Genomic DNA, 21,848 nt, shown 5'->3' with positions numbered 1-21,848 from the left:
CTAAAGGAGGTATTGTATCATGGGTTACTATAATATATGTACATCTTTGTACAGGCATGTAGTGAACACGTCCATACTTGCAAATTTTTTTTACTCTAAAAATCTCTTTTTCATTTCCAAGGTAGGCAGCATACAAGAATCCTTTTTTCCAAACCATTTGTAACGATTTTTTGCCAAAATGTCATATAGGAAATCTCTAACAAAAGGAGGGAGGACCTTCAAGATTGTTAAGTATCTCCAGTAACCATCAAGGTACCGAGCAATATGTAGTGCTGCACTAGATTTTATATAAACTTCTTCATTTTCAATGACGATAATACTGTCTATCTTATTATTAACCCTGTATTTGTTTAAAAGCATCTGTCCCGTTTCACTTTGGAGAGAAGCGAACTTAAAATGACACTTCAAATCTCTTTTGATAATGAATTGTACTCCGCTATTACAAAGGTTACATACCCCGTCAAATAATATGATACTTTCCATACTTCACCTTTTCCTTTTTACACATTCTTTATATTATATTATATTAAAAATCTCAAAATATCGCTTAATAAAAAACAAAATTTTCTTAAGACTCTGTATTGTTATCATTATTACTGGCGGATGGGCAGTAATACTGGCGGATAGCCAGAAATACTGGCGGATGGCCGGAAACACTGGCGGATGGCCGGAATTACTGGCGGATAGCCAGAAATACTGGCGGATGGCCGGAATTACTGGCGGATAGACGGAATTACTGGCGGATGGCCAGAAATACTGGCGGATAGCCGGAAACACTGGCGGATAGACGGAATTACTGGCGGATAGCCGGAAACACTGGCGGATGGCCAGAAATACGGGCGGATAGCCGGAAACACTGGCGGATGGCCGGAATTACTGGCGGATAGCCGGAATTACTGGCGGATAGCCGGAAACACTGGCGGATGGCCGGAATTACTGGCGGATAGCCGGAATTACTGGCGGATAGCCGGAAACACTGGCGGATGGCCGGAATTACTGGCGGATGGCCAGAAATACGGGCGGATAGCCGGAAACACTGGCGGATAGCCAGAATTACTCTCGGATAGCCAGAATTACTCTCGGATAGCCAGAATTACTCTCGGATAGCCAGAATTACTCTCGGATAACCAGAATTACTCTCGGATAACCAGAATTACTTTCGGATAACCAGAATTACTCTCGGATAGCCAGAATTACTCTCGGATAGCCAGAATTACTCTCGGATAACCAGAATTACTCTCGGATAACCAGAATTACTCTCGGATAACCAGAATTACTCTCGGATAACCAGAATTACTCTCGGATAACCAGAATTACTCTCGGATAACCAGAATTACTCTCGGATAACCAGAATTACTCTCGGATAACCAGAATTACTCTCGGATAACGAAAAACACTCTCGGATAACGAAAAACACTCTCGGATAATAAAATTCCACCCACAATTTCCTAAAACATTTTCAAAAAAAAAAGACCCATTTCAATTAAAAAATAGGTCAACCTTCACTACATATACAACGCCGCCAAAAAGATTCCAAGTGTCTTCTCATAAATTTCGTCAAATTGGGAGATAGGGAGGGGGTTGGTTCCGCTGCCGAGCTCGACGGTAAATCCAGGCCGACGCCAATCTTGTATGAACCAATCCTTATACCCAGCATAGCTCTCAATGGTTTTAACAGGCTGGTACCCACTGACTCTGGCAAACTCATTAACTAGAATTTCTGATTCTGGCGGTTCCAGGTTTTCGAATCCCCAGTAGATAACTTCACCTTGGGTATGGAAGGCAAGCACTCGAGCAAAATCACGTTTTCTCGTTAAATCGGCCATTGCTACAGCTTCGGGCTCGGATAAAGGATGCTCACCTACATAATCACGCGGCCCAGGCTGACTAGGGTTCCTTGCTTTCTCTAATTCCCAACGGGCAGGGAACTGGTCATTTAGATCTACCCCTCTAATATTGGCTTTCCAGCCTGAAAAATCAGTACTGCCCCGATTAAGTTCTATCACTCTATTTCTCCATGTTTCATTTTCAGGAGGACCATTCATGACTAGACTAACACCATCAGGATTAACCATTGGCACAAGAGAGAGCAGCGTTTGTTGGTATAAAGGTGAAGTAGATAGACCACGGATGGAATTTCCATTCGTAAGCGATAAACAATAATCATTTAAAAACGTCATTAAGACAGGAGTCGTTATCCATTCATTTGCATGAAAAGCAGCATTATAATGAACTCTTTTTCCGCCATTGCCAATAAGAACTTCAGGAATCCGATTGCCAAGAACTGAATTTCCAGCGTTTGTTACACGCAGAAATGGGTAAACATTTTGCAAACGAGCGATATCATTCATCATTCTGCTAAAATCATAATGCTGCTTACCTTGTACCAGCCTCCAGGTTATCCTAAGTGGAACCCTGATGGTTTGCCCTATAGACAATCGATTCGGATTTACATTAGGGTTAGCAAGCAGCAATGCATCAAGTGAAAGATTACTCCTTTGGGCAATCCCCCAAAAAGAATCACCACGTCTAATCTGATAACTCTGGGCAACAAAACCGGGAATACGAATCCGCTGTCCTGCTGCAAGCTGGTTTGGTTGAATATCACGATTAGAATCGACTATCAGCTGAAGATTTATTCCATACAGTTGGCTGAAATACCATAAAGAATCGCCTTGCCTCACATAGATATCCATGTAATCCTCCTGATGGTCATAATGGTATTATTAAAAATGTATGCATCGATGGTGAGCCTTTATGTAAGTTATCATGCATTTCTAGTGTATTACTACGAACAAATAAAGAGTGTCGTAGACACTCTGTAGGTAGTTATGTGGAGCACTGATCTGATTATTTACGTCATATGGACGGTTTTGATATGTTGAAGATTTAAAAAGACCGGGTTTCCTTTAGCCGTGATCAATTCAATGAAATTATTTTTTATTCCCATGATTTTCCCCATAACATTCTCATTTTCTCCAATATTAAATACAATTAATGTTCCAACTAATTTTTCAATCTGGACTTCAAATGAACGTGCGAATGTTATGTTAGATGGATTAACTGGCAAATTCGCGTTGCTTAAACCATAGGGACGCTGGTTATTTGTATACGGAATTAACCATTTTAAATGGTTGAGGGAGATAAACATCGTTTTATAAATAGGAGAGTAAAAAACAAAATAATTGTTCATGATGCTGATAATATAACCGTGAATGGCTTGTTTACTCGTAACATATATTTCTGTGAAGATGCCCTTTGCTGCCGTAAGGGTTTTTCGCAATGAAATTTCCTCGTTAGGGTTAAATATAGGAGATTGGTCATCTGATAGAGTAATGATTTCATCCATTTCTTCTTCTTTCGGAAACTTCCAATTTTGAATATGAACGGTAGGGATGTATAAATAATCATAACCATTGTAAATAACCCACAAGTCACTGCCGATGTCGATTAAGATTCCGCTTATAGGCTTATTTCCGGAGATTTCTAGTTTAATATAGGTACCAATATGGTCTTTTATTTTCATTTTATCACATCCTTTCTAGTAAAACGATTCTACAATAAGAGAGGGCCGCATAATTGGAATCTACTAGGATAGATGCCCTGCTCTTTATTGTAAAATTTATGATGGGTACTATTCGGCACAGGAATAAGGAATTTTGGTTTACGGATAATCATTTACTGCCATAAGTTAGGGGAGTGATTAAATACGTTTTTGTGATTGATTCCGATTTGGCCAACCAGAGAAGATGGACCTGCGGTCAAAATCACGCGTTGCTGGTTCACCAGCAAAACGGGATGCCCCAACTTCTTGTGCCTTCGGTTTTTTATCCTCTTTTTTACTTTCTACTTGGTTTCTTTTTGTCTTTTCTATTTTCATTAGAGGATTCGTATCAATCGTTTCTTTTACTTGTTTCACTTTATTAATTAACTCCTGTGGAGATTTCGCCGTTCCTTCATTTTTCGTTTCAGGTTCAGATTTCTTTTGCTCGCGTACAGGCTGTTTTACTTGGACTCTTTTATCAACCTTGGAACTAGTTGGTTTTTGGATACTTTCTTTCTCGTTCTTAACGATGTTTTGAATGACCACTTCTGATTTTTGTTTTTTAACTTCCTCTTGATGCTTTTGAGGTAATTCAGTTTTTGACCATTTACTTTCGATATGGCTGTTTTGCCTTACATTTTGAGGAATGCTCTCATTGTGTGCATTTTGCTTTTTTTCTTCCTTAACTATTTTTATGTCATTGCTAATTTTTGCGACTGGTACTGAGTTTTTAACAGGTTCAGTCCAAACCCTTTTTTCCGTTTCCGGTTGATTCACACTTACTTTTGGAGAGACAACTGCATCATTTTCTATTATATCCGCTACTACGGGCTGCTGAAGATTTGACTCCTGTTTCACGAAAACTTGAGTTTCTACATAATTGTCATTTGTATCTTCTGTGTTACTTTCGGAAACAGCTGATTCCGTTTCATTTTTGTTTTCTTCTTGTTTTTCTTCTTTCCGATAGCCTTTTAATATATTTGAAATGTGCGAGATTTTGATTAAAATGCGGTCTTCGCCATTAATCAGGGTAACGAAGTCAGCATCGACGATACTTAAAACGCCGGTAAATGATTGCTTATTTAAGCACAGTATAGATACCCATGAATTCTTTAATGAGCTTAATAAGTCCGCTAAACTTTGAGTTTGCATAAATTCAGTGGTGATGTCTTCACCTTTATACTGTTTCGTATTTTTTGTTATCGCCTGAATTTTGTCAATGCTATAGTAATAGACGTATTGATTATCATCTTCAAGGATAATATGATCGGTTTCTACGCCCATTAATTTTCCTTTTATAATTTCTTCACCAACGTATAGATTCACATAAAAGCCTTTTAGTAAATCTACAGTTGATGAAAAATTATCTGATCCCATTCAAACTTCCTCCTTAGGGTAAATTTGTCGCTTCTCTTTAGAGAAGCGACAAGAGTTCTATTTGTCATTGTCTTACTTGAGAATTTTCTGCACGGACAACTCTTTGTCTCACTACTTGCTTTTCTGTTTGAGACATAGTGTTTTGCTCAGAACCTTGATCTTTACTTTCTTCTTTGTTTTCACTTTCGATTTTCAAACCATAGCTAATATTTCGGATATGCCACATAGATACACGAACAACTTCTTCTTTACTAATTAACGATAAGAAGTCCTTGTTGATTTCACTAATTACACCTTCTAATTTTTCTGGACCTCCACGGTTAATTCTTACCCATTGGAATTTTAAGCTTTCTAAAAGACCTTGGAAGTTAGCTGCGCTTTTAAATTCAAAGTTTTCAGGAACCTCAATCCCGATATCCATCGTGTCCTTTGAATTTTCAGTTACACTTTTGACATGGTGAGTATTGTAATAAATCACCCCGTCATCCTTTGTTAACACTACCAGGTGATCGTCAAGAACCGCCATTAATTTCCCAATTCTTGATTCTGGGCCACCTCTGTCAACCTTGATCGTCTTCCCCACTAAAGACTTCCACATGTCGTTATTCACAATATTTATCCTCCTTTAAATAAATAAACTTTTACACTGCATTTATATGTGTCACGGTGTGATGTTGTACTAAACGACGAGCCTTTTTTCTTATCTTTTTGAAAAAATAGGCAAAAAAAAGGTATATGGAGTTCATATACCGTGTTAAAAGGGTCATAAAAATGCCAGTTCTTTTTTTAAATAACCATTTCTATTTATAATAAACTTCACAATGACATCTATTTCTTTATCAAAATATTCCTCATCCATATTTATATAGGGATCTGTCCTAATAAACGGCTTTAATGTTTGAAATTGCCCTTTAATTATCGGTTCCAATGTTTCCACATTAAAGTGATTTTCTAAAATCGAAGACATGATTTCCTTGTATTTAGATCGATATGGGTAAATATGGAGAATCCTGCCCGTCAAGGTATTATAGCCACTAAGGGGAACAAAATCGTGTTCTAGCGTTCTTCCATGAAGGTCTCTTCCCCAGGTCCCATCATAGTCCCAAGGGGTTATTTCAAACAGGTTGTTTTTGGTATTTAGATAAAGAGCATAGTTATGGATAAAGCCGTCAAAGTTCTGAGTACATACAACCCCGGCAAGCCATCTTAGGTATTTCTCAATATCTAGGATTTTACCAACTTCCTTTTCAAACTCCTCATTAGGAAAGGTGTTGATCATTTCAATGAAGTCCTCTAACAAAGACAGATCATTTGGTTCTCCATATTTTATCGTGTATCCCTCATCTAAACTGGTTTTTAGTTCGTTCTCAGGCGAGAGTAAGGAAAAGTTTGCAAAATAATTGGTGGCATATATGATGGGTCCAACTGGAAGATTTCTTTTTTTTAAAAGATGTTGATCAAACGATTCCAGCTCTAAATAAATTCCTTTACAAAAACCATTTATATAAAGAAGTACGTGCTTAGAGTGTGGAGAAATTACACCAATACGATCGAAAAAATCAAGAGAGAGCTTATTGCGGCTTAGTGAAATGTCATCGTATTCTGCATTTAGATGAATTTCGTGAGCAGCTTCGACAAGATATGGGTTTTGAAAAATAATATTATAGGACTTTTTCTTCTTCTTTCTAATCACATTTCCCCGATAGGTGATTCCGATCTTGTATCGATTATCGTCAATTTTTAAGACTGCAGGGAAATGCTCATTCTCCCAAATATCATCTTCCATTTTCTTAAGCCATTTTGGATTAATGAAGATTTCGTATTTTAACAAGTTAATACTCCTATACATTCATTTTTTTCTAGATAGTATGCAGCTTCCCAGTTGAATGTGCAGTACAAACATCCACTATTTTGATATAGGACAAAGGTGGACATTTAAATATTTGTGAAATGAATTTTAAAAATATATGTTTGTCTATATCAAGTACCGCTTTATTACCATAAATTAGAGTGAAAATATATTTTTATGGAAAGTGGTGGAAAACCCAGATGAAGAAGGACATGAATCAGATGCTGTCAAAAGCGAAGGATAATGGCGTCGTTTTATTTCTAAATAACAATCCAGATGAGAAGCAAGACAAAAAATGTTTCTGTGAGGATTCAGATTCAAGTGGCAGCAAAGGGTCAGATGGGAGTCGGGGGTCTAAAGGAAGTATTGGCTCAAGGGGCAGTCATGGGACTTGCGGCAGTAGAGGCAGCAAGGAATCTGGTGGAAGTAGGGGGTCCAAGGGTTCACACGGTTCGGGTGGTAGTAAAGGATCAAAAGGCTCGCGCGGTTCTGGTGGGTCTCGACGAAAGAAAGGTCCTAAAGGCCCGAAAGGTCGAAAAGGTCCTAAGGGTCCTAAAGGAAGAAAAGGCAAACACAGTTCGGGTGGAAGCAGAGGATCTAAAGGCTCCCGCGGTTCGGGCGGAAGTAAAGGATCTAAAGGCTCCCGTGGTTCGGGCGGAAGTAAAGGATCTAAAGGCTCGCGCGGTTCTAGTGGAAGTAAGGGTTCAAAAGGCTCGCGCGGTTCTAGTGGAAGTAAGGGTTCAAAAGGCTCGCGCGGTTCTAGTGGAAGTAAGGGTTCAAAAGGCTCGCGCGGTTCGGGTGGAAGTAAGGGCAGCAAAGGATCAAGGGGTTCCGGTGGCTCTCGTGGCAGTAAGGGTCCTAAAGGCCCAAAGGGACGAAAAGGTCCAAAGGGTAGAAAAGGTCCAAAGGGTAGAAAAGGCGGACATGGTTCAGGTGGAAGCAGAGGATCTAAGGGCTCACATGGCTCTGGCGGAAGCAAAGGGTCCAAGGGCTCACGTGGCTCTGGCGGTAGTAAAGGGTCCAAAGGCTCACGTGGCTCTGGCGGTAGTAAAGGGTCCAAGGGCTCACGTGGCTCTGGCGGTAGTAAAGGGTCCAAGGGCTCACGTGGCTCTGGCGGTAGTAAAGGGTCCAAGGGCTCACGTGGCTCTGCAGGAAGTAAAGGGTCCAAGGGCTCACGTGGCTCTGGCGGTAGTAAAGGGTCCAAGGGCTCACATGGTTCTGGCGGAAGTAAAGGTTCTTATGGCGGTTATGGATATGGTGGTAAAAAAGGATCCAAAGGCAGTAAAGGCTCACACGACTCCAATGGTTCCAAAGGCAGTAAGGGCTCACATGGCTCCAAAGGATCCAAAGGCAGTAAAGGATCGCACGGTAGCAAAGGACCCAAAGGCGGGAAAGGATCGCACGGTTCCAAAGGTTCCAAGGGCAGTAAGGGTTCTAGCGGAAGCAAAGGTTCCAAAGGCAGTAAAGGCTCACATGGCTCCAAAGGTTCCAAAGGCAGTAAAGGATCGCAGGGTAGCAAAGGACCCAAAGGCGGGAAAGGATCACACGGCTCCAAAGGTTCCAAGGGCAGTAGGGGTTCTGGTGGCAGCAAAGGATCTAAAGGCAGTAAAGGCTCACACGGCAGCAAAGGATCCAAAGGCGGAAAAGGCGGAAAAGGGGCAAAGGGAAATAAGGGTTCTGGCGGAAGCAAAGGATCTAAAGGCAGTAAAGGCTCACACCGCAGCAAGGGCTCAAAAGGAAAAAAATAATAAATCTCAAACCGGTACTATCGGAGTACCGGTTTTTTGTGGTTGCCACAAAATCCGTAAGATAGTTGCCTATAAAGGCACCCTCTAGGCATTGGTTTAGCTACTAAAAGTTAGACGTTAATCCAACCTTTATTTTAATAAAATTTCTAGATACCTGCTGATTTACATAAATTCAAGATATTCGTTTAGTTCAAGCCCCTAAGGAGCTACGTATGATAAAGCAAAGGACAAGAGAAGGCAGAAAAAGGAGAAATCTTAGAATGAAATTTTAGACAGTTGAAAGGAGTGAAATAAATTATATGTATCATCCAACGACGGTGATCATAACCATATTTGCTTTTTTTATAACTATGGTGATGATATTTATCCGTCCGAAAAATATGAATGAAGCTATCCCTGCAACGATTGGGGCAATCATTGTCATGCTAAGCGGAAGCGTTTCGCTAACTGACTTATTAGATATAAGCTCGAAAGTAACGGGAGCAGCGGTAACGATTATCGCAACCATCGTTATGGCAATCGTTCTTGAAAGTTTCGGCTTCTTTAGATGGACGGCAGCACTAATGTTAAAAGTATCAAAAGGGTCCGGAATTCGTTTGTTCTGGTATACATTATTACTATGTTTTTTAATGACAATGTTTTTTAACAATGATGGTAGTATTCTCATTACCACACCAATACTCATCCTGATTTTTAAAAATATCGGTTTAAAGAACCGACAAAAGATTCCCTATTTATTAAGCGGTGCATTAATTGCAACTGCTTCGAGCGCACCAATAGGGGTAAGTAATATTGTAAATTTAATTGCTCTAAAAATTATCGGAATGGATCTCTATCTGCAAACAGCGATGATGTTTGTTCCCGCTACCATTGGACTACTATTTTTGGCTTTTCTGCTCCTCCTCGTTTTCAAGAAGGACATCCCTAAAGAAATCCGGCTTCATTCCTACACCTTGCCATTGTTAAATAACAACCGCTTTCATCCACTACAAAGAAAAAACGAGGATATGTTTGAAAAACAAAAGAAACTAATGATCCAAATGCTCATCTTTGTATTTATTGTTAGAATCAGCCTTTTTGTAGCCTCATTTTTGAACATTTCTGTTTCATTGGTAGCTGTTCTTGGTTCAATCATTTTATTAATTTGGAGATGGATTCATTTAAAGAAAAATCCAAAAGACGTATTAACCAAAATTCCATGGCATGTCTTAATTTTCGCTTTTAGCATGTATATTCTAATATATGGATTACACAATATTGGATTAACGACCCTAATGGTGGACCAACTAAGTTCCATTGTAAATGGCAGTTTACTTCACGCCAGCGTAACCATGGGAATCATAACAGCCTTCTTATCCAATATTTTTAACAACCATCCTGCCTTAATGGTTTCGACACTGGCATTAACTGAAATGGGATTAAAACCATTATTAACCCAGACCGTCTACTTGGCTAATATTATTGGGAGTGATATCGGTTCCTTAATCCTGCCTATAGGGACCCTGGCAACATTATTATGGCTGGATATCCTCAAGAAGAATAATATAAAAATATCCTGGTTGGATTATATAAAAGTTACCATTATTGTCATTCCGCCAACATTAGTCTTCACCCTCCTAAGTTTATACCTATGGTTACTGCTCGTCTTTGTATAAAACTAGTGTAAAGGATTCACCTACAGGGGGGTCCTTATTTTTCTTGTAAGGATATGGAAAATTTCAATATGGAGAAAAAAAATGCAGTTGAACATCTTTCATTTTCCGTTTCTACAGGAGAAGTATTTGGACTTCTAGGAAGAAATGGCGCAGGAAAGACAACCACAATAAAGATGATGCTTGGTCTGGTTACTCCAGATGAAGGCAGCGTCATGTGGAAACATCAAAAAGGGCTGAAGGGGGCTTCATTTGGTTATTTACCAGAAGAGAGGGGCCTATATCCGAAAGCGAAGGTGGTTGACCAACTTTCGTATTTTGCTAGATTAGAAGGAATGAACAAGCAGAGTATTAAAAAAAGTGTCGATTATTGGTTAGATCGCTTTGATATTGCTATGTATAGACAAGATGGCAGGCGATCTCTCGAAGGGAAACCAACAAAAAGTTCAGTTGGTTGCGACATTATTACATATCATATCCAGAACAGAGGATTTAGGAAGCGTTATGGGACCTGTTATGGTTCTTGTGGTTGGGGCATTAATGGTTGGAATCAAAACCATGATGGATCCAACGGGAGGACTCGTTACCACTTTCCGTTCTTTTCACCCATTGTGGCCTATTCTAAATTTGTTATGGGGGAAATAAGCACCCTTGAATTATTAATTAGCGGCACCGTTTTAGTTATTTCAATTGGCTTGATTTCTTACGCTGCTTCCCGAATATATGTTAAAGGTGTAATGGTATACGGAGAAAAATTCAAATGGTCTCAATTGAGTGCCATGTTCAAAAAATAAGCATACCAAAAAGAGCCAGCAGGACTTTGTATATGGTCCCGTTGGCTCTTATTTTTGTAGAGAGACTTTAAAAATCTTTGTGAAAAGTGGATATACAAGATAACCAATAAAAAATCCTAGTACATTTAAGATGAGATCATCAATATCCAGGCTGCCTCTTACAGTAAAATATTGAAGCAACTCTATCAAGGAAATGAAAAGAATAGGGATATAAACTAATTGAAAAATACTGCGTTCTTTCATTTTCAGAAAAATTCCAAATGGAATGAACAAGGCTATATTTGCTGCCAAATTATAAAAGGAAACTAACCCGTTCACTTTTCCGGATAAATAAAAGGTAATGGTGGAAAAAGGCACCAGGTTAATGGACTGATAGATTTGGTCACTAGGTCGGAAGAATAGCAAAATGAATAAAGCAATAGAGTAAAGTATTAATAGAATACGTAATTTTGAATAGGGAAAATGTAAGGTTTGTTTGCGAATTAATAAGACTAGGAAGAAGACTGCCAAAACCAAACAGAATAAAATAACACCTAAAACGACCGGGTGAAGATAGGCCAGTAATTGAAATAGGACAGGAGACAATATTAGAAATAGAGCGATAGATATAATCAAGGATACTAGAAATGATTTTTTCATAGAACCGACCTCTTTAACGATTTCTTTCATTATATCACCCATTCTATTATTTAAGGAAGGCTGCTGCGGGCGCCCATTCCTTGGACATCTATCCTCCATACAGTAAAAGGGGCTATGGTGGATATCCATATCCGTACCCAGCACCGTATCCAACAGGTTACTATCCATATGGCTACCCAACATATTAATAACAATGTCAATCAGTCCTTTCAGCCGAAAGGGCTTTTTTGTTTTTTCAATAAATCAAATTTTCCAATAAAAAACTTGAACTATTATACTTTTCCCTGAATATATTTAATCAAAGGTGAAAAAAGGTGGGTTGTTGATGAGTATCCTCGTTAATCATTTGTCAGAACCGCGCCGCAGAATCATTGGCATAATAAAAAATAAAGGATCATCGACGATTAGCGAGCTGGCTGGAAGCATGGATATGAGTGGCGAAGCCGTACGTCAACATCTCGTACAACTAGAAAAAGAAGGGTGGGTTACTCGCTTTTCAGAGAATAACGGTGTTGGCCGTCCTTTATGGCAGTACCGATTAACCACAGCAGGGGAACATCTATTCAATAAAAATTATGATCAATTAACGATTGAGGTTTTCGATACGTTAACACTTTTAGGGGAGGATGTACTTAAAAACCTTCTATCTGCGATGATTGAGGAAAGAATTCGCCAGTGGGAACCAAAGTTAGCTGGATTAAGTACAATCGAACGCTTAGACATATTAAAGGACTTTTATAAGAAAGATGACTCATTTATGGAACTAGAAAACAAAGATAATTCATATTCCCTTATAGAGCGTAACTGTCCATTCCATAATGTTGCTATAAAGCGGCCAATACTTTGTAGTGTAAGCGTTTCTGTATTAACTCATTTATTAGGGTGTTCTGTAAAGAGAGAGAAACGACTTCAGAATGGTGATGGATGTTGTGCATTTCAGGTTTTATTGAATGAACCTATAACTGAAAACACATCACGTATCATCATTGAGGATGAGTAATCCTATAAATCAAAAAGGGATGATGTGGTTTTGAAGAGTGAGCAGCTGCTTATTTTATGTGAAAAATTTCCACATTTATTTAACAAGCAAACCATTGAGGAAAATGGTAACTTAATCAATGTTACGACTTTTACTGAAGCAATAAAACAATTAATTAAACTTTGCGGTGATGACCCAGAGCGTGATGGATTACAGGAAACACCATATAGAGTGCTTAAAGCCTTCCTTGAGTACACGGAAGGCTATCATGAAGACCCTAAACTTCACTTAGAAAAAACCTTTGATATCCACCATAAGGGGCTTATTTTAATAAAAGATATCGAGTTTTATTCTTTATGCGAACATCATTTTTCTCCATTCTTTGGAGTTGCACATATTGGCTATATCCCAAAGGAGAAAATAACCGGCCTTTCCAAAATGGCGCGTTTGGTGGAAGGCTATGCTAAAAGATTCCAGGTCCAGGAGCGACTTACGACACAGATAGCGGAAGCCATTGAAGAAGTCTTAGAGCCAGAAGGAACAATTGTTGTCGTTGAAGCGAAGCATATGTGTATGTGCAGCAGAGGAATAAAGAAGGCGAATGCCGTGACCACAACATCGAGCCTTCTTGGCATCTATGAAAATCGACCAGATCTTCGAGCTGAATTTTATTCACTTATAAAAAACGCAAGGGAGTAGGATATATGGAAAATAGAATAAAAATATCTGATAATGGTCCATTGGAAGTAACCGGTGAGTTTCAATTAGTTGATTCAGAGGGTAATGAATATACGAAAAAAGCAAAAGTTTATCTTTGCAGGTGCGGACTGTCCAACAAGAAACCATTTTGTGATGGGTCACATAAAAGAGGCGGATTTGAAAGCAGCCCAAGAGCTTCAGGATAATGATTAGATAAGAAGCACCAAGGATGACATCATTGAGATGTCATTCTTTTTTTTCTATAAACATTCAATTAGAGCCTTTTTTAAAAAAAAATGAAGAAGCAAGAGTTTGTCTTTAACCTTTATATCCTTATTTAAATACTATAGTAATAAAAGGCAGGTGAGTAATATGTACTTGGTCGGTTTTTATTCGCCAAAGGCAAAATCAGGTGTAACGGAATTATCATTATCTATTTATCATTGGCTAAAAATGAATACTGATTTATCGGCTGCATTTATTTCATATGGCACATTAGAAAAAGAAGGTCTTTCTGAAGAGGTAATCCATGATTTTTCTAAATTGACACTAACAGAACAAAAACGGATTGTAAAAAAAATGAAGAAAGAGTTCGACATTATTATCTATGATGCCTCGAGTCAGCTTTCTGAAGGAGTATTAAAACTATTGCCTATTGTGGACAGATTATTTGTGATCGGTGAAGAAAATACAGATTTTGCTGTCAAACTCCATCAAATCATCCAATTTAACAAAATTTTTGATAAAAGTGTAAAGAATTTCATTCAACATTTAAAAGGCAATAAAACCTTTATTATACGTGAAAATAAGGAAGGCCGTGTCATTGGCTTTAATTACACGAAAAAAGAAACAAATGATATTGGGCAAATGGTATACAGGGATTATGTAACGAGTTATTTAGAAGAAAAATTCATTGAAAAAAATGAAAAAATCTATAAAAAGATTAAACAAATTCCAAAAGAGACTTTGTTTCGTGGCTTATATGAGCTTGGAATTGATTTTGAAAAAGCATTACTTTTTCACGAATATGTTCTTTTGAGGGAAGCATTAGGGCAAAATTATCAGGAAGCACTCGAAAATCTATTCCCGTTATTAATCAATTCATCTTTTGAAGAAATACTAGAAAAGTTTCAAAATGAAATCAAATTTATCGCAAAACTAAAATTATCCTAAAAAAGTCAGGAACTAATTTTCCTGACTTTTTTTCATTACAGCTATAAAGTATGCTTTTTACTACTTAACAAATTGCCCAAATACGGTATAATATTATTTGCATTAACGTATGATTTTCAGAAATTGGTTGAAGATGCAATCTATTTCTATTACTATTCTTATGTAGAGTCAATATTGAAAGTGAGTGGACAGTATGGGCCGTAAATGGAACAATATTAAAGAAAAGAAAGCCTCAAAGGATGCAAATACAAGCCGTATTTATGCAAAATTTGGAGTTGAAATTTATGTAGCAGCGAGAAGTGGTGAACCGAACCCTGAATCTAATCAAGCTTTAAAATTTGTATTAGAACGTGCTAAAACGTACAATGTACCAAGACACATTATTGACCGTGCGATAGACAAAGCTAAAGGCGGTTCAGAAGAAAGCTACTCTGAGCTTCGTTACGAAGGTTTCGGTCCTAATGGTTCAATGGTTATCGTTGACGCTTTAACCAATAACGTGAACCGTACAGCATCTGATGTTCGTGCTGCATTTGGTAAGAATGGCGGAAACATGGGAGTCAGCGGATCTGTTGCTTATATGTTTGATGCCACAGCGGTTATTGGTCTTGAAGGAAAAACAGCCGATGAAGTTCTTGAAATCTTAATGGAAGCTGATGTTGACGTACGTGACATCTTAGAAGAAGATGAATCTGTTATCGTTTATGCTGAACCCGAACAGTTCCATGCCGTGCAAGAAGCATTTAAAAATGTGGGAATCACTGAATTCACTGTCGCAGAACTAACGATGCTGGCACAAAACGAATTGACTCTTCCTGAGGATGCACAAGCAAAATTCGAAAAAATGATTGATGTATTGGAAGATCTTGAAGATGTTCAACGAATTTATCACAATGTCGATTTAGGTGAATAGTACTTTATGCAGACCTTTGTTTAACAAAGGTCTTTTCTATTAGATTATTCGTAAGGATGGATTTAAAATGGCAAATACTTTTAAAATTCAACAACCCAAAATACCTGATGATTTAACATCTACAAGTTTTCAATCAATGGATGAGCCTTATTATGAAATGAGTATCATAAGTGATTGTTCCATTATGAGTGAAGAAATACATAGAATACGGTTCGAACAAGTCATTTTTAAAAATGTCACTTTTACTGATGTTTCTTTTAAAAGCATCGAATTAACTGACGTTATTTTTGATCACTGTGATTTATCCAATACAGATTTTAGAGATGGAAGCATTCATCGAGTTGAATTTAAAGACTCTAAAATCCTTGGCCTAAATCTTTCCGACGCCTCACTCGGAAATGTTTTGTTTCAAAATTGCAATGCAAATTTGATTTCGTTTGGATATTCCAAACTAAAGCAGGTACGTTTTGATTCATGTTTACTTCGCAATGCTGACTATTATGAATCCAATTTTACTAAGGTAGCATTTAAAGAATGTGATTTAAATGAAGCCAATTTTGAACAAACCCCTTTAAAGGGGATTGATTTAAGTACCTGTACCTTTGATCGAATAAATGTTTCTATAAAAGATATAGCTGGCTGTGAAGTTACAGAAGATCAAGCCTTAGGATTTGCACGATTATTAGGATTGATAATAAAATAGGAGTTATTAGGGAGCTCTCATTAGATTGCTCCCTCTTAGGGGTTATGAAGAAATTAATCACATCCCGCTCAAAGGATAAGCATGAAATAAAAATGAATATGACAAACTAATAAAAAAGGGGATATATAAATGAAACAAAGTCTGGATTCTAAGGTACTTTCGGTATTAGAAGATAAAATCCAATTAATAAAAACGGAAAAAGGGGCCATTTATTTAGTCGGACCTATAAAGCTCCCCGTTAATTTATACGGAGAAACTGTGGAGTTCAAATGGTACTGCTGGTTAAATTGTGATGAGGTTACAGAGGACTTCGAAAGGATTATCGATAAATTATCATCTTCCAACTTAGCTGAATTTCAGCAGTCAAGTGTCTTAGTTTATGGGGACTTTGAGTATGGAGCGGATGCGATTATTCGCATGCATTCCATTTGTCATACAGGTGATATTTTTGGCAGTAAGCGCTGTGATTGCGGCTACCAGCTTAAACAATCAATGAAAATGATTCAGGAGCATGGAACAGGTGCATTGTTCTATTTAGCTAACCATGAGGGCAGAGGAATCGGCTTATTTAGTAAAGCAATGGCCTATGTACTACAAGAAAACGGATATGACACAGTAGAAGCGAATGAAGGTTTAGGGTTTGTTGATGATTCAAGGAACTATGGTGATGCCATTCAAGTTCTAAAAGCCATTCGTCAAAAACCAGTAACCTTAATGACAAACAATCCAAAAAAATTGAATGCGTTAAAAGAAGCTGGTTTAGAGGTGTCAGGACGTCAGCCTTTATGGGGAGATATTTCTGAATACAATGAGAAATATTTACAGACAAAAATTAAAAAGTCAGGTCATCTAGAAGAAGATGAAAGGACTTATCCAAATGACTAATCATGAATTTTATATGGATTTGGCATTAAAAAATGCACAGGCGATGAAAGGCCAAACGGACCCCAATCCATTGGTCGGTTCAGTTATTGTCAATGATAACCGTGTAGTAGGAATAGGTACTCACTTGAAGGCAGGAGAGCCGCATGCAGAGATTCACGCGCTTCGGATGGCTGGTGATAAAGCAAAAGACGGTACCATTTATGTGACCCTTGAACCGTGTTCCCACCACGGAAGGACAGGACCTTGTGCCGTAGCTATTGTAGAAGCAGGAATTAAAAAGGTTGTGATTGCAACCCTTGATCCTAATCCGGTTGTATCAGGGAATGGTGTGAAAATTCTAGAGGATGCCGGAATCGAAGTTATTGTTGGAGTACGCCAAGAAGAATCACAAAATATGAACGAAGTTTTTAATAAATTTATTGTTGAGAAAAAACCGTTTGTTACATTGAAAGCAGGAATCACCCTAGATGGGAAAATTGCTACACATTCCTTTGATAGTAAATGGATTACTTCTGAGGAAGCACGAAGAGATGTTCATCATCTTAGAAATGAAAATATGGGCATCCTAGTTGGGGTAAACACGGTAATTAAGGATGATCCTGAGCTTACTACACGAATACCAAATGGCCGTAATCCGATTCGAATCGTTTTAGATTCTACTTTAAGAATCCCTTTAGAATCGAAGGTGATTACGGATAACCTGGCTGAAACATGGATATTTACAAGCGAGAATTTTGACAAAGAAAAGCGAAAAATCCTCGAGGACTCTGGAGTAATGGTATTTCAAACGACAGGATCAAAAAATGTTAATCCCGAGGAAGTCCTTCAACTATTAGGTGAAAAATTAGTCTCTTCTGTTTTAATTGAAGGAGGAGGAACGGTCAACTGGTCGTTCTTAGAAAAAAAATTAATTGATAAAGTAGTCTTGTATATGGCTCCAAAAATAATTGGCGGTCACAATGCTCCATCCTTTTTAGCTGGGGCTGGGTTTGATAAAATGAGAGACGCAGTGAATTTATCTAATCTATCTTTACAGCAAATCGGCAGCGATTATAAATTTACTGGATATCCGATATACTCTCACGAGGGGCTTTGATATGAAATTTGGTTTTGATATTGATGATACTTTAATCAACCTGAGAGAACATGCATTTACGATTTACAATAAAAGGTTAAACAAAAACGTACCATCCGAAGTATTCCACGAGTTAAAAAGGGTTGAAATCCACGAGCCCTTTGGATTAACTGATGAAGAGGGAAGTGAAATGTGGAAAACTTCATTAGAGGAGATTTATTATACGGACTGCCCTCCGTTTCCAAATGCGGTTGAAACCTTACAGGCACTTATTGAAAAAGGACATGAAATTTATTACATAACCGCAAGACCAAAAGAACATGGAGAACGGACGAAAAAATGGATGAAAGAACAAGGTTTCCCTGTTCGCGATGACCGTTTTTACTATGGAATGCAAGATCATGAGAAGGTTGAAATAATCAAAGAATTAAAGCTAGATTATTACTTTGATGATAAAGCTGAGGTCTTAGATACACTTTCACATGATTCCTTAAAAGTGTTTGTTAGGGACCAGTCATATAATCGGCATTTACACTATCCCCGAATATTAGATTGGACCGACTTAAATGAAGTATTAAAAAATGAGCTTGAATAGAGAAAACAGAAGGGCATAGCCCTTCTGTTTTTTAGTTTTTCACAGAATCAGATAGAAAACTAGAGAAAGGGGGAGTAAAACAGCAGAAAGGATTAATGTGCGCGTTTACATTCTATTTCACAAATTTGTCACAATCATTTATACTGTGATTTGTTCACAACGGCCCTGGCTTTCATGAGAGTTGAAAGTCAAACAAAAATATAGAATTGAAAAGAGGTGCTTCATGAAAAGTAACACACTTAAAGATCAATGGTTCGGTAACATCAAGGGGGATGTACTATCCGGAATCGTGGTCGCTATGGCATTAATTCCAGAAGCAATAGCCTTTTCACTTATTGCTGGAGTGGACCCGATGATCGGTTTGTATGCATCTTTTTGTATTGCTGTTGTCATCGCATTTGTAGGGGGAAGACCGGGAATGATTTCCGCCGCAACGGGTGCGACTGCATTGGTCATGGTAACGTTAGTGGCAGATTACGGGCTGCAATACCTACTTGCTGCAACCATCCTAACGGGTGTAATTCAAATCGTAATGGGCGTTCTCAAATTAGGCCGGTTAATGAAATTTGTACCGCGTTCCGTCATGATTGGATTCGTTAATGCACTCGCAATCTTAATTTTTTCTGCACAATTAACCCACTTTGTTGGAGAATCTTGGGCAATGTATGCGATGGTAGCCGGAGCCTTAGCCATCATTTATATCTTCCCACGTTTTACCAAGGTTGTTCCATCTCCATTAGTAGCGATTATCACCATTACCGTAATTGCAGTAATGACTGGAAGTGGAGTACGTACGATAGGTGATATGGGCGAATTGACTCAGACTCTTCCATTTTTCTTAATACCTGATATTCCGTTAACCTTTGAAACATTACAAATCATTTTCCCCTATTCACTATCTATTGCGATTGTTGGGTTGGTGGAATCTTTATTAACAGCTAGCATTGTGGACGATATGACGGATACCACTAGTGACAAGAATAAGGAAGCAAGAGGACAAGGAATCGCAAATATTGTATCAGGGTTTTTCGGCGGTATGGCTGGATGTGCTATGATTGGCCAATCAGTTATTAACGTGAAATCCGGGGGTAGAGGCAGGTTATCAGCGTTAGTAGCAGGTGTCTTTCTAATGGTCTTAATCATCCTTTTAAATGATCTTTTGGTACAAATTCCAATGGCAGCATTAGTTGGTGTCATGTTCATGGTTTCCATCGGCACATTTGATTGGTCAGCTTTAAAAAACATTCATAAGACTCCAATTTCTGATACGATTGTAATGATTGCGACCGTGGGGACGGTTCTTGTGACACATGATTTATCAAAAGGTGTTCTGGTAGGAATTTTATTAAGTGCCATTTTCTTCGCTTCAAAGATTTCAAAAGTAAAAGTAACCACATTACCTTCAAAAGGTTCACATAAAAAAGTCTACACTGTCTCAGGTCAATTATTCTTTGCATCTGTAACAGAATTTGTAGAAAGCTTTCATTACAATGAGGATGTAAAAGACGTAACGATTGATTTAACACAGGCACATTTATGGGATGATTCGGCTGTAGGAGCCATTGATAAAGTAATCATAAAATACCATCAGAATGGCATAAAAGTTCAGTTAATAGGTCTAAATAAAGAGAGTACTAAATTGATAGAAAAGTTAGCAGTTCATAATAAACCAGGTAATCTTGAAAAGGCAGTCGGACATTAATAGATAGAAACACGCTGTTTGAAAAAAAACAGCGTGTTTTTTTGTGAGAAAAATCATTCACATAATTTTCATATTTTTCAATTATTACATCGTTCATATTCGACATAAACAGTTTCTATTTGGTCGTGGTCTATTATTATTTCTTGTTTATTTTTGATGGTCAAAAGGAATACCGTCGAATTTATGATTAACCCGTCGCAATTTATAGATATTTTCCACTAATCACAGGTGCTACAATGAGGGCGAATAAGTATTACATAATCGAAATTGTTTTTGAAAAAGGAGGTATTCTCATGACAAAAAAACAATGTGTTGCTATGTTGTTAGCAGGAGGGAAGGGAACCCGGCTAAAGGAATTAACTCAGAATTTAGCGAAGCCAGCTGTCCCCTTTGGAGGTAAATACCGAATTATAGATTTTGCACTAAGTAATTGTAAAAACTCTAAGATTGATACAGTTGGAATCCTTACACAATACAAACAAGAAAGCCTGCAGAATTATATTGCGGACGGTGAAAAATGGGGGCTTAACCCAAAAATTGGCGGAGTGGCTATACTGCATCCAAAACAAAATGATAAAAAAGATAGCAGCTATGAAGGTACCGCACATGCCGTTTTCGAAAATTTCCGCTATATTGAAAATCAAAACCCAGAATATGTACTTATCCTTTCAGGTGATCACATTTATAAAATGGATTACAGTCATATGGTAGAAGATCATAAGCGCTCTGGAGCTGATGCTACCATTTCAGTCATTAAAGTCCCTTGGAGTGAAGCCAGCAGATTCGGAATCATGAATATTGATCCTGATTCAAATCGGATTATTGAGTTTGAGGAAAAGCCTGTTTATCCCAAGTCTAATTTAGCTTCAATGGGGATTTATTTGTTTAATTGGTCAATTTTAAAGGAATTTCTAGAAAAAGAAGAAAACAATCCATTTTCTACGAAAGATTTCGGTAAGGATGTTATTCCTTCTATGATTCAGGATAACTGCCACTTACATGCCTATCGATTTAATGGTTATTGGAAGGATGTTGGAACTGTCCAAAGCTTTTGGGAAGCTCATATGGATCTTCTATCGGTAAACACTAGCCCGATACTTAAGAATGAGGAATGGATTATTTATACGAATGGGATGAGCCATCCACCAATGTATTTAGATGGAAATGCTTCCTTACACCAATCCATTATTAGTGAAGGCTGCAAGGTTTATGGAAAGGTTGAAAATTCTGTGCTGTTTTACGGTGTGACAGTAGGCCATGGAGCATTCATTAAGGATTCCGTTATTTTACCGAGTACGATCATTGGTGAAAATGCTGAAATTTTTCGCTCCGTCGTTGGAAGCGGGAGCTTAATTTCGGCAAATGCAAAAGTAGGAATACCAATACCATTTAGTGAAATCACTTTAATAGGAGATAACCAAACGATTAAACCACTCGTTTATAAATAATGTTAATGCGGAATCTACCAGGTTTCGCATTTTTTATTGTTATAAAGAGAATATTGCGGGATATCTACAAATT

At 37.9% G+C, this 21,848-nt stretch carries 20 protein-coding genes and 1 pseudogene; 14 read left to right on the top strand and 7 right to left on the bottom strand.

Annotation, left to right across the window (positions count from 1 at the left end):
• Positions 1-90: 90 nt before the first annotated feature.
• From QNH48_RS16445 to QNH48_RS16420, 6 genes are all read right to left on the bottom strand, one after another.
• Entirely contained in the window at positions 91-483 is a 393-nt protein-coding gene (locus tag QNH48_RS16445; RefSeq protein ID WP_283951143.1) for a thiol-disulfide oxidoreductase DCC family protein, read from the bottom strand.
• A gap of 1,022 nt (positions 484-1,505) precedes the next feature.
• Complete coding sequence (locus tag QNH48_RS16440; RefSeq protein WP_283951142.1) at positions 1,506-2,696, bottom strand: M14 family metallopeptidase; 1,191 nt, start codon at positions 2,694-2,696, stop codon at positions 1,506-1,508.
• Positions 2,697-2,854: 158 nt separating this feature from the next.
• On the bottom strand, positions 2,855-3,526 hold the full coding sequence (locus QNH48_RS16435) for a DUF2642 domain-containing protein (RefSeq protein WP_283951141.1): 672 nt from the start codon (positions 3,524-3,526) through the stop codon (positions 2,855-2,857).
• A gap of 177 nt (positions 3,527-3,703) precedes the next feature.
• The gene (locus tag QNH48_RS16430; RefSeq protein WP_283951140.1) at positions 3,704-4,921 is read right to left on the bottom strand and encodes a hypothetical protein; all 1,218 of its coding nucleotides are present in this window, start codon (positions 4,919-4,921) and stop codon (positions 3,704-3,706) included.
• 64 nt (positions 4,922-4,985) lie between these two features.
• Positions 4,986-5,531 carry a hypothetical protein gene (locus QNH48_RS16425; protein WP_095246968.1) on the bottom strand — a complete coding sequence of 182 codons (546 nt, stop codon included), beginning with the start codon at positions 5,529-5,531 and terminating at the stop codon, positions 4,986-4,988.
• Positions 5,532-5,684: 153 nt separating this feature from the next.
• Positions 5,685-6,752 carry a CotH kinase family protein gene (locus tag QNH48_RS16420; protein WP_283951139.1) on the bottom strand — a complete coding sequence of 356 codons (1,068 nt, stop codon included), beginning with the start codon at positions 6,750-6,752 and terminating at the stop codon, positions 5,685-5,687.
• 294 nt (positions 6,753-7,046) lie between these two features.
• Here QNH48_RS16420 and QNH48_RS16415 point away from each other — a divergent pair, with 294 nt between their 5' ends.
• The 3 genes and pseudogenes from QNH48_RS16415 to QNH48_RS16405 all read left to right on the top strand — a co-directional run.
• Complete coding sequence (locus QNH48_RS16415; protein WP_283951138.1) at positions 7,047-8,606, top strand: hypothetical protein; 1,560 nt, start codon at positions 7,047-7,049, stop codon at positions 8,604-8,606.
• Positions 8,607-8,817: 211 nt separating this feature from the next.
• Entirely contained in the window at positions 8,818-10,173 is a 1,356-nt protein-coding gene (locus QNH48_RS16410; RefSeq protein ID WP_283951137.1) for an arsenic transporter, read from the top strand.
• A gap of 53 nt (positions 10,174-10,226) precedes the next feature.
• Positions 10,227-10,641 (top strand): annotated as a pseudogene (locus QNH48_RS16405) (ABC transporter ATP-binding protein); the annotation flags it as partial.
• Between the two features lie 371 nt (positions 10,642-11,012).
• Here the strand turns inward: QNH48_RS16405 and QNH48_RS16400 are convergent.
• Positions 11,013-11,786: a VanZ family protein gene (locus QNH48_RS16400; RefSeq protein WP_283951136.1), complete on the bottom strand. Its 774-nt coding sequence runs from the start codon at positions 11,784-11,786 to the stop codon at positions 11,013-11,015.
• 142 nt (positions 11,787-11,928) lie between these two features.
• Between QNH48_RS16400 and QNH48_RS16395 the strand changes: the two genes are divergently transcribed.
• The 11 genes from QNH48_RS16395 to QNH48_RS16345 all read left to right on the top strand — a co-directional run bounded on the left by QNH48_RS16395 (position 11,929) and on the right by QNH48_RS16345 (position 21,775).
• Complete coding sequence (locus QNH48_RS16395) at positions 11,929-12,603, top strand: helix-turn-helix transcriptional regulator (RefSeq protein WP_283951135.1); 675 nt, start codon at positions 11,929-11,931, stop codon at positions 12,601-12,603.
• Positions 12,604-12,696: 93 nt separating this feature from the next.
• On the top strand, positions 12,697-13,281 hold the full coding sequence (gene folE / locus QNH48_RS16390) for a GTP cyclohydrolase I FolE (RefSeq protein WP_283955795.1): 585 nt from the start codon (positions 12,697-12,699) through the stop codon (positions 13,279-13,281).
• Positions 13,282-13,286: 5 nt separating this feature from the next.
• Positions 13,287-13,487 carry a CDGSH iron-sulfur domain-containing protein gene (locus QNH48_RS16385; protein WP_283951134.1) on the top strand — a complete coding sequence of 67 codons (201 nt, stop codon included), beginning with the start codon at positions 13,287-13,289 and terminating at the stop codon, positions 13,485-13,487.
• Between the two features lie 166 nt (positions 13,488-13,653).
• On the top strand, positions 13,654-14,454 hold the full coding sequence (locus QNH48_RS16380; RefSeq protein WP_283951133.1) for a hypothetical protein: 801 nt from the start codon (positions 13,654-13,656) through the stop codon (positions 14,452-14,454).
• A 193-nt stretch (positions 14,455-14,647) separates the two neighbouring features.
• Complete coding sequence (locus QNH48_RS16375; protein WP_095246956.1) at positions 14,648-15,367, top strand: YebC/PmpR family DNA-binding transcriptional regulator; 720 nt, start codon at positions 14,648-14,650, stop codon at positions 15,365-15,367.
• Positions 15,368-15,434: 67 nt separating this feature from the next.
• Positions 15,435-16,070 carry a pentapeptide repeat-containing protein gene (locus tag QNH48_RS16370; protein ID WP_283951132.1) on the top strand — a complete coding sequence of 212 codons (636 nt, stop codon included), beginning with the start codon at positions 15,435-15,437 and terminating at the stop codon, positions 16,068-16,070.
• Positions 16,071-16,199: 129 nt separating this feature from the next.
• Positions 16,200-16,955: a GTP cyclohydrolase II gene (locus QNH48_RS16365; protein ID WP_283951131.1), complete on the top strand. Its 756-nt coding sequence runs from the start codon at positions 16,200-16,202 to the stop codon at positions 16,953-16,955.
• A complete protein-coding gene (gene ribD / locus QNH48_RS16360) occupies positions 16,948-18,051 on the top strand; it encodes a bifunctional diaminohydroxyphosphoribosylaminopyrimidine deaminase/5-amino-6-(5-phosphoribosylamino)uracil reductase RibD (protein WP_283951130.1) in 1,104 nt (367 codons plus the stop codon). Before QNH48_RS16365 ends, ribD begins: the two co-directional genes overlap by 8 nt.
• Before the next feature lies 1 nt (position 18,052).
• On the top strand, positions 18,053-18,625 hold the full coding sequence (locus QNH48_RS16355; protein ID WP_283951129.1) for a 5' nucleotidase, NT5C type: 573 nt from the start codon (positions 18,053-18,055) through the stop codon (positions 18,623-18,625).
• Between the two features lie 223 nt (positions 18,626-18,848).
• Positions 18,849-20,327 (top strand): SulP family inorganic anion transporter, encoded by a 1,479-nt coding sequence (locus QNH48_RS16350; protein WP_283951128.1) that lies wholly within the window; start codon positions 18,849-18,851, stop codon positions 20,325-20,327.
• 293 nt (positions 20,328-20,620) lie between these two features.
• The gene (locus QNH48_RS16345; RefSeq protein ID WP_283951127.1) at positions 20,621-21,775 is read left to right on the top strand and encodes a glucose-1-phosphate adenylyltransferase; all 1,155 of its coding nucleotides are present in this window, start codon (positions 20,621-20,623) and stop codon (positions 21,773-21,775) included.
• The last annotated feature ends 73 nt before the right edge of the window (positions 21,776-21,848 follow it).

Origin of the sequence: Neobacillus sp. YX16, from assembly GCF_030123505.1 — a bacterium.
In the GTDB taxonomy this organism is placed as follows: domain Bacteria; phylum Bacillota; class Bacilli; order Bacillales; family Cytobacillaceae; genus Neobacillus.
This window is presented reverse-complemented; position numbering and strand designations above follow the sequence as displayed.

What these genes read in the sequence shown, in the direction of transcription:
- QNH48_RS16445 (WP_283951143.1), bottom strand. Translation starts at nt 483, where the DNA reads ATGGAAAGTATCATATTATTTGACGGGGTATGTAACCTTTGTAATAGC.
- QNH48_RS16440 (WP_283951142.1), bottom strand. Translation starts at nt 2,696, where the DNA reads ATGGATATCTATGTGAGGCAAGGCGATTCTTTATGGTATTTCAGCCAA.
- QNH48_RS16435 (WP_283951141.1), bottom strand. Translation starts at nt 3,526, where the DNA reads ATGAAAATAAAAGACCATATTGGTACCTATATTAAACTAGAAATCTCC.
- QNH48_RS16430 (WP_283951140.1), bottom strand. Translation starts at nt 4,921, where the DNA reads ATGGGATCAGATAATTTTTCATCAACTGTAGATTTACTAAAAGGCTTT.
- QNH48_RS16415 (WP_283951138.1), top strand. Translation starts at nt 7,047, where the DNA reads ATGAGAAGCAAGACAAAAAATGTTTCTGTGAGGATTCAGATTCAAGTG.
- QNH48_RS16410 (WP_283951137.1), top strand. Translation starts at nt 8,818, where the DNA reads ATGTATCATCCAACGACGGTGATCATAACCATATTTGCTTTTTTTATA.
- QNH48_RS16400 (WP_283951136.1), bottom strand. Translation starts at nt 11,786, where the DNA reads ATGTTGGGTAGCCATATGGATAGTAACCTGTTGGATACGGTGCTGGGT.
- QNH48_RS16395 (WP_283951135.1), top strand. Translation starts at nt 11,929, where the DNA reads ATGAGTATCCTCGTTAATCATTTGTCAGAACCGCGCCGCAGAATCATT.
- QNH48_RS16385 (WP_283951134.1), top strand. Translation starts at nt 13,287, where the DNA reads ATGGAAAATAGAATAAAAATATCTGATAATGGTCCATTGGAAGTAACC.
- QNH48_RS16380 (WP_283951133.1), top strand. Translation starts at nt 13,654, where the DNA reads ATGTACTTGGTCGGTTTTTATTCGCCAAAGGCAAAATCAGGTGTAACG.
- QNH48_RS16375 (WP_095246956.1), top strand. Translation starts at nt 14,648, where the DNA reads ATGGGCCGTAAATGGAACAATATTAAAGAAAAGAAAGCCTCAAAGGAT.
- QNH48_RS16370 (WP_283951132.1), top strand. Translation starts at nt 15,435, where the DNA reads ATGGCAAATACTTTTAAAATTCAACAACCCAAAATACCTGATGATTTA.
- QNH48_RS16365 (WP_283951131.1), top strand. Translation starts at nt 16,200, where the DNA reads ATGAAACAAAGTCTGGATTCTAAGGTACTTTCGGTATTAGAAGATAAA.
- ribD (WP_283951130.1), top strand. Translation starts at nt 16,948, where the DNA reads ATGACTAATCATGAATTTTATATGGATTTGGCATTAAAAAATGCACAG.
- QNH48_RS16355 (WP_283951129.1), top strand. Translation starts at nt 18,053, where the DNA reads ATGAAATTTGGTTTTGATATTGATGATACTTTAATCAACCTGAGAGAA.
- QNH48_RS16350 (WP_283951128.1), top strand. Translation starts at nt 18,849, where the DNA reads ATGAAAAGTAACACACTTAAAGATCAATGGTTCGGTAACATCAAGGGG.
- QNH48_RS16345 (WP_283951127.1), top strand. Translation starts at nt 20,621, where the DNA reads ATGACAAAAAAACAATGTGTTGCTATGTTGTTAGCAGGAGGGAAGGGA.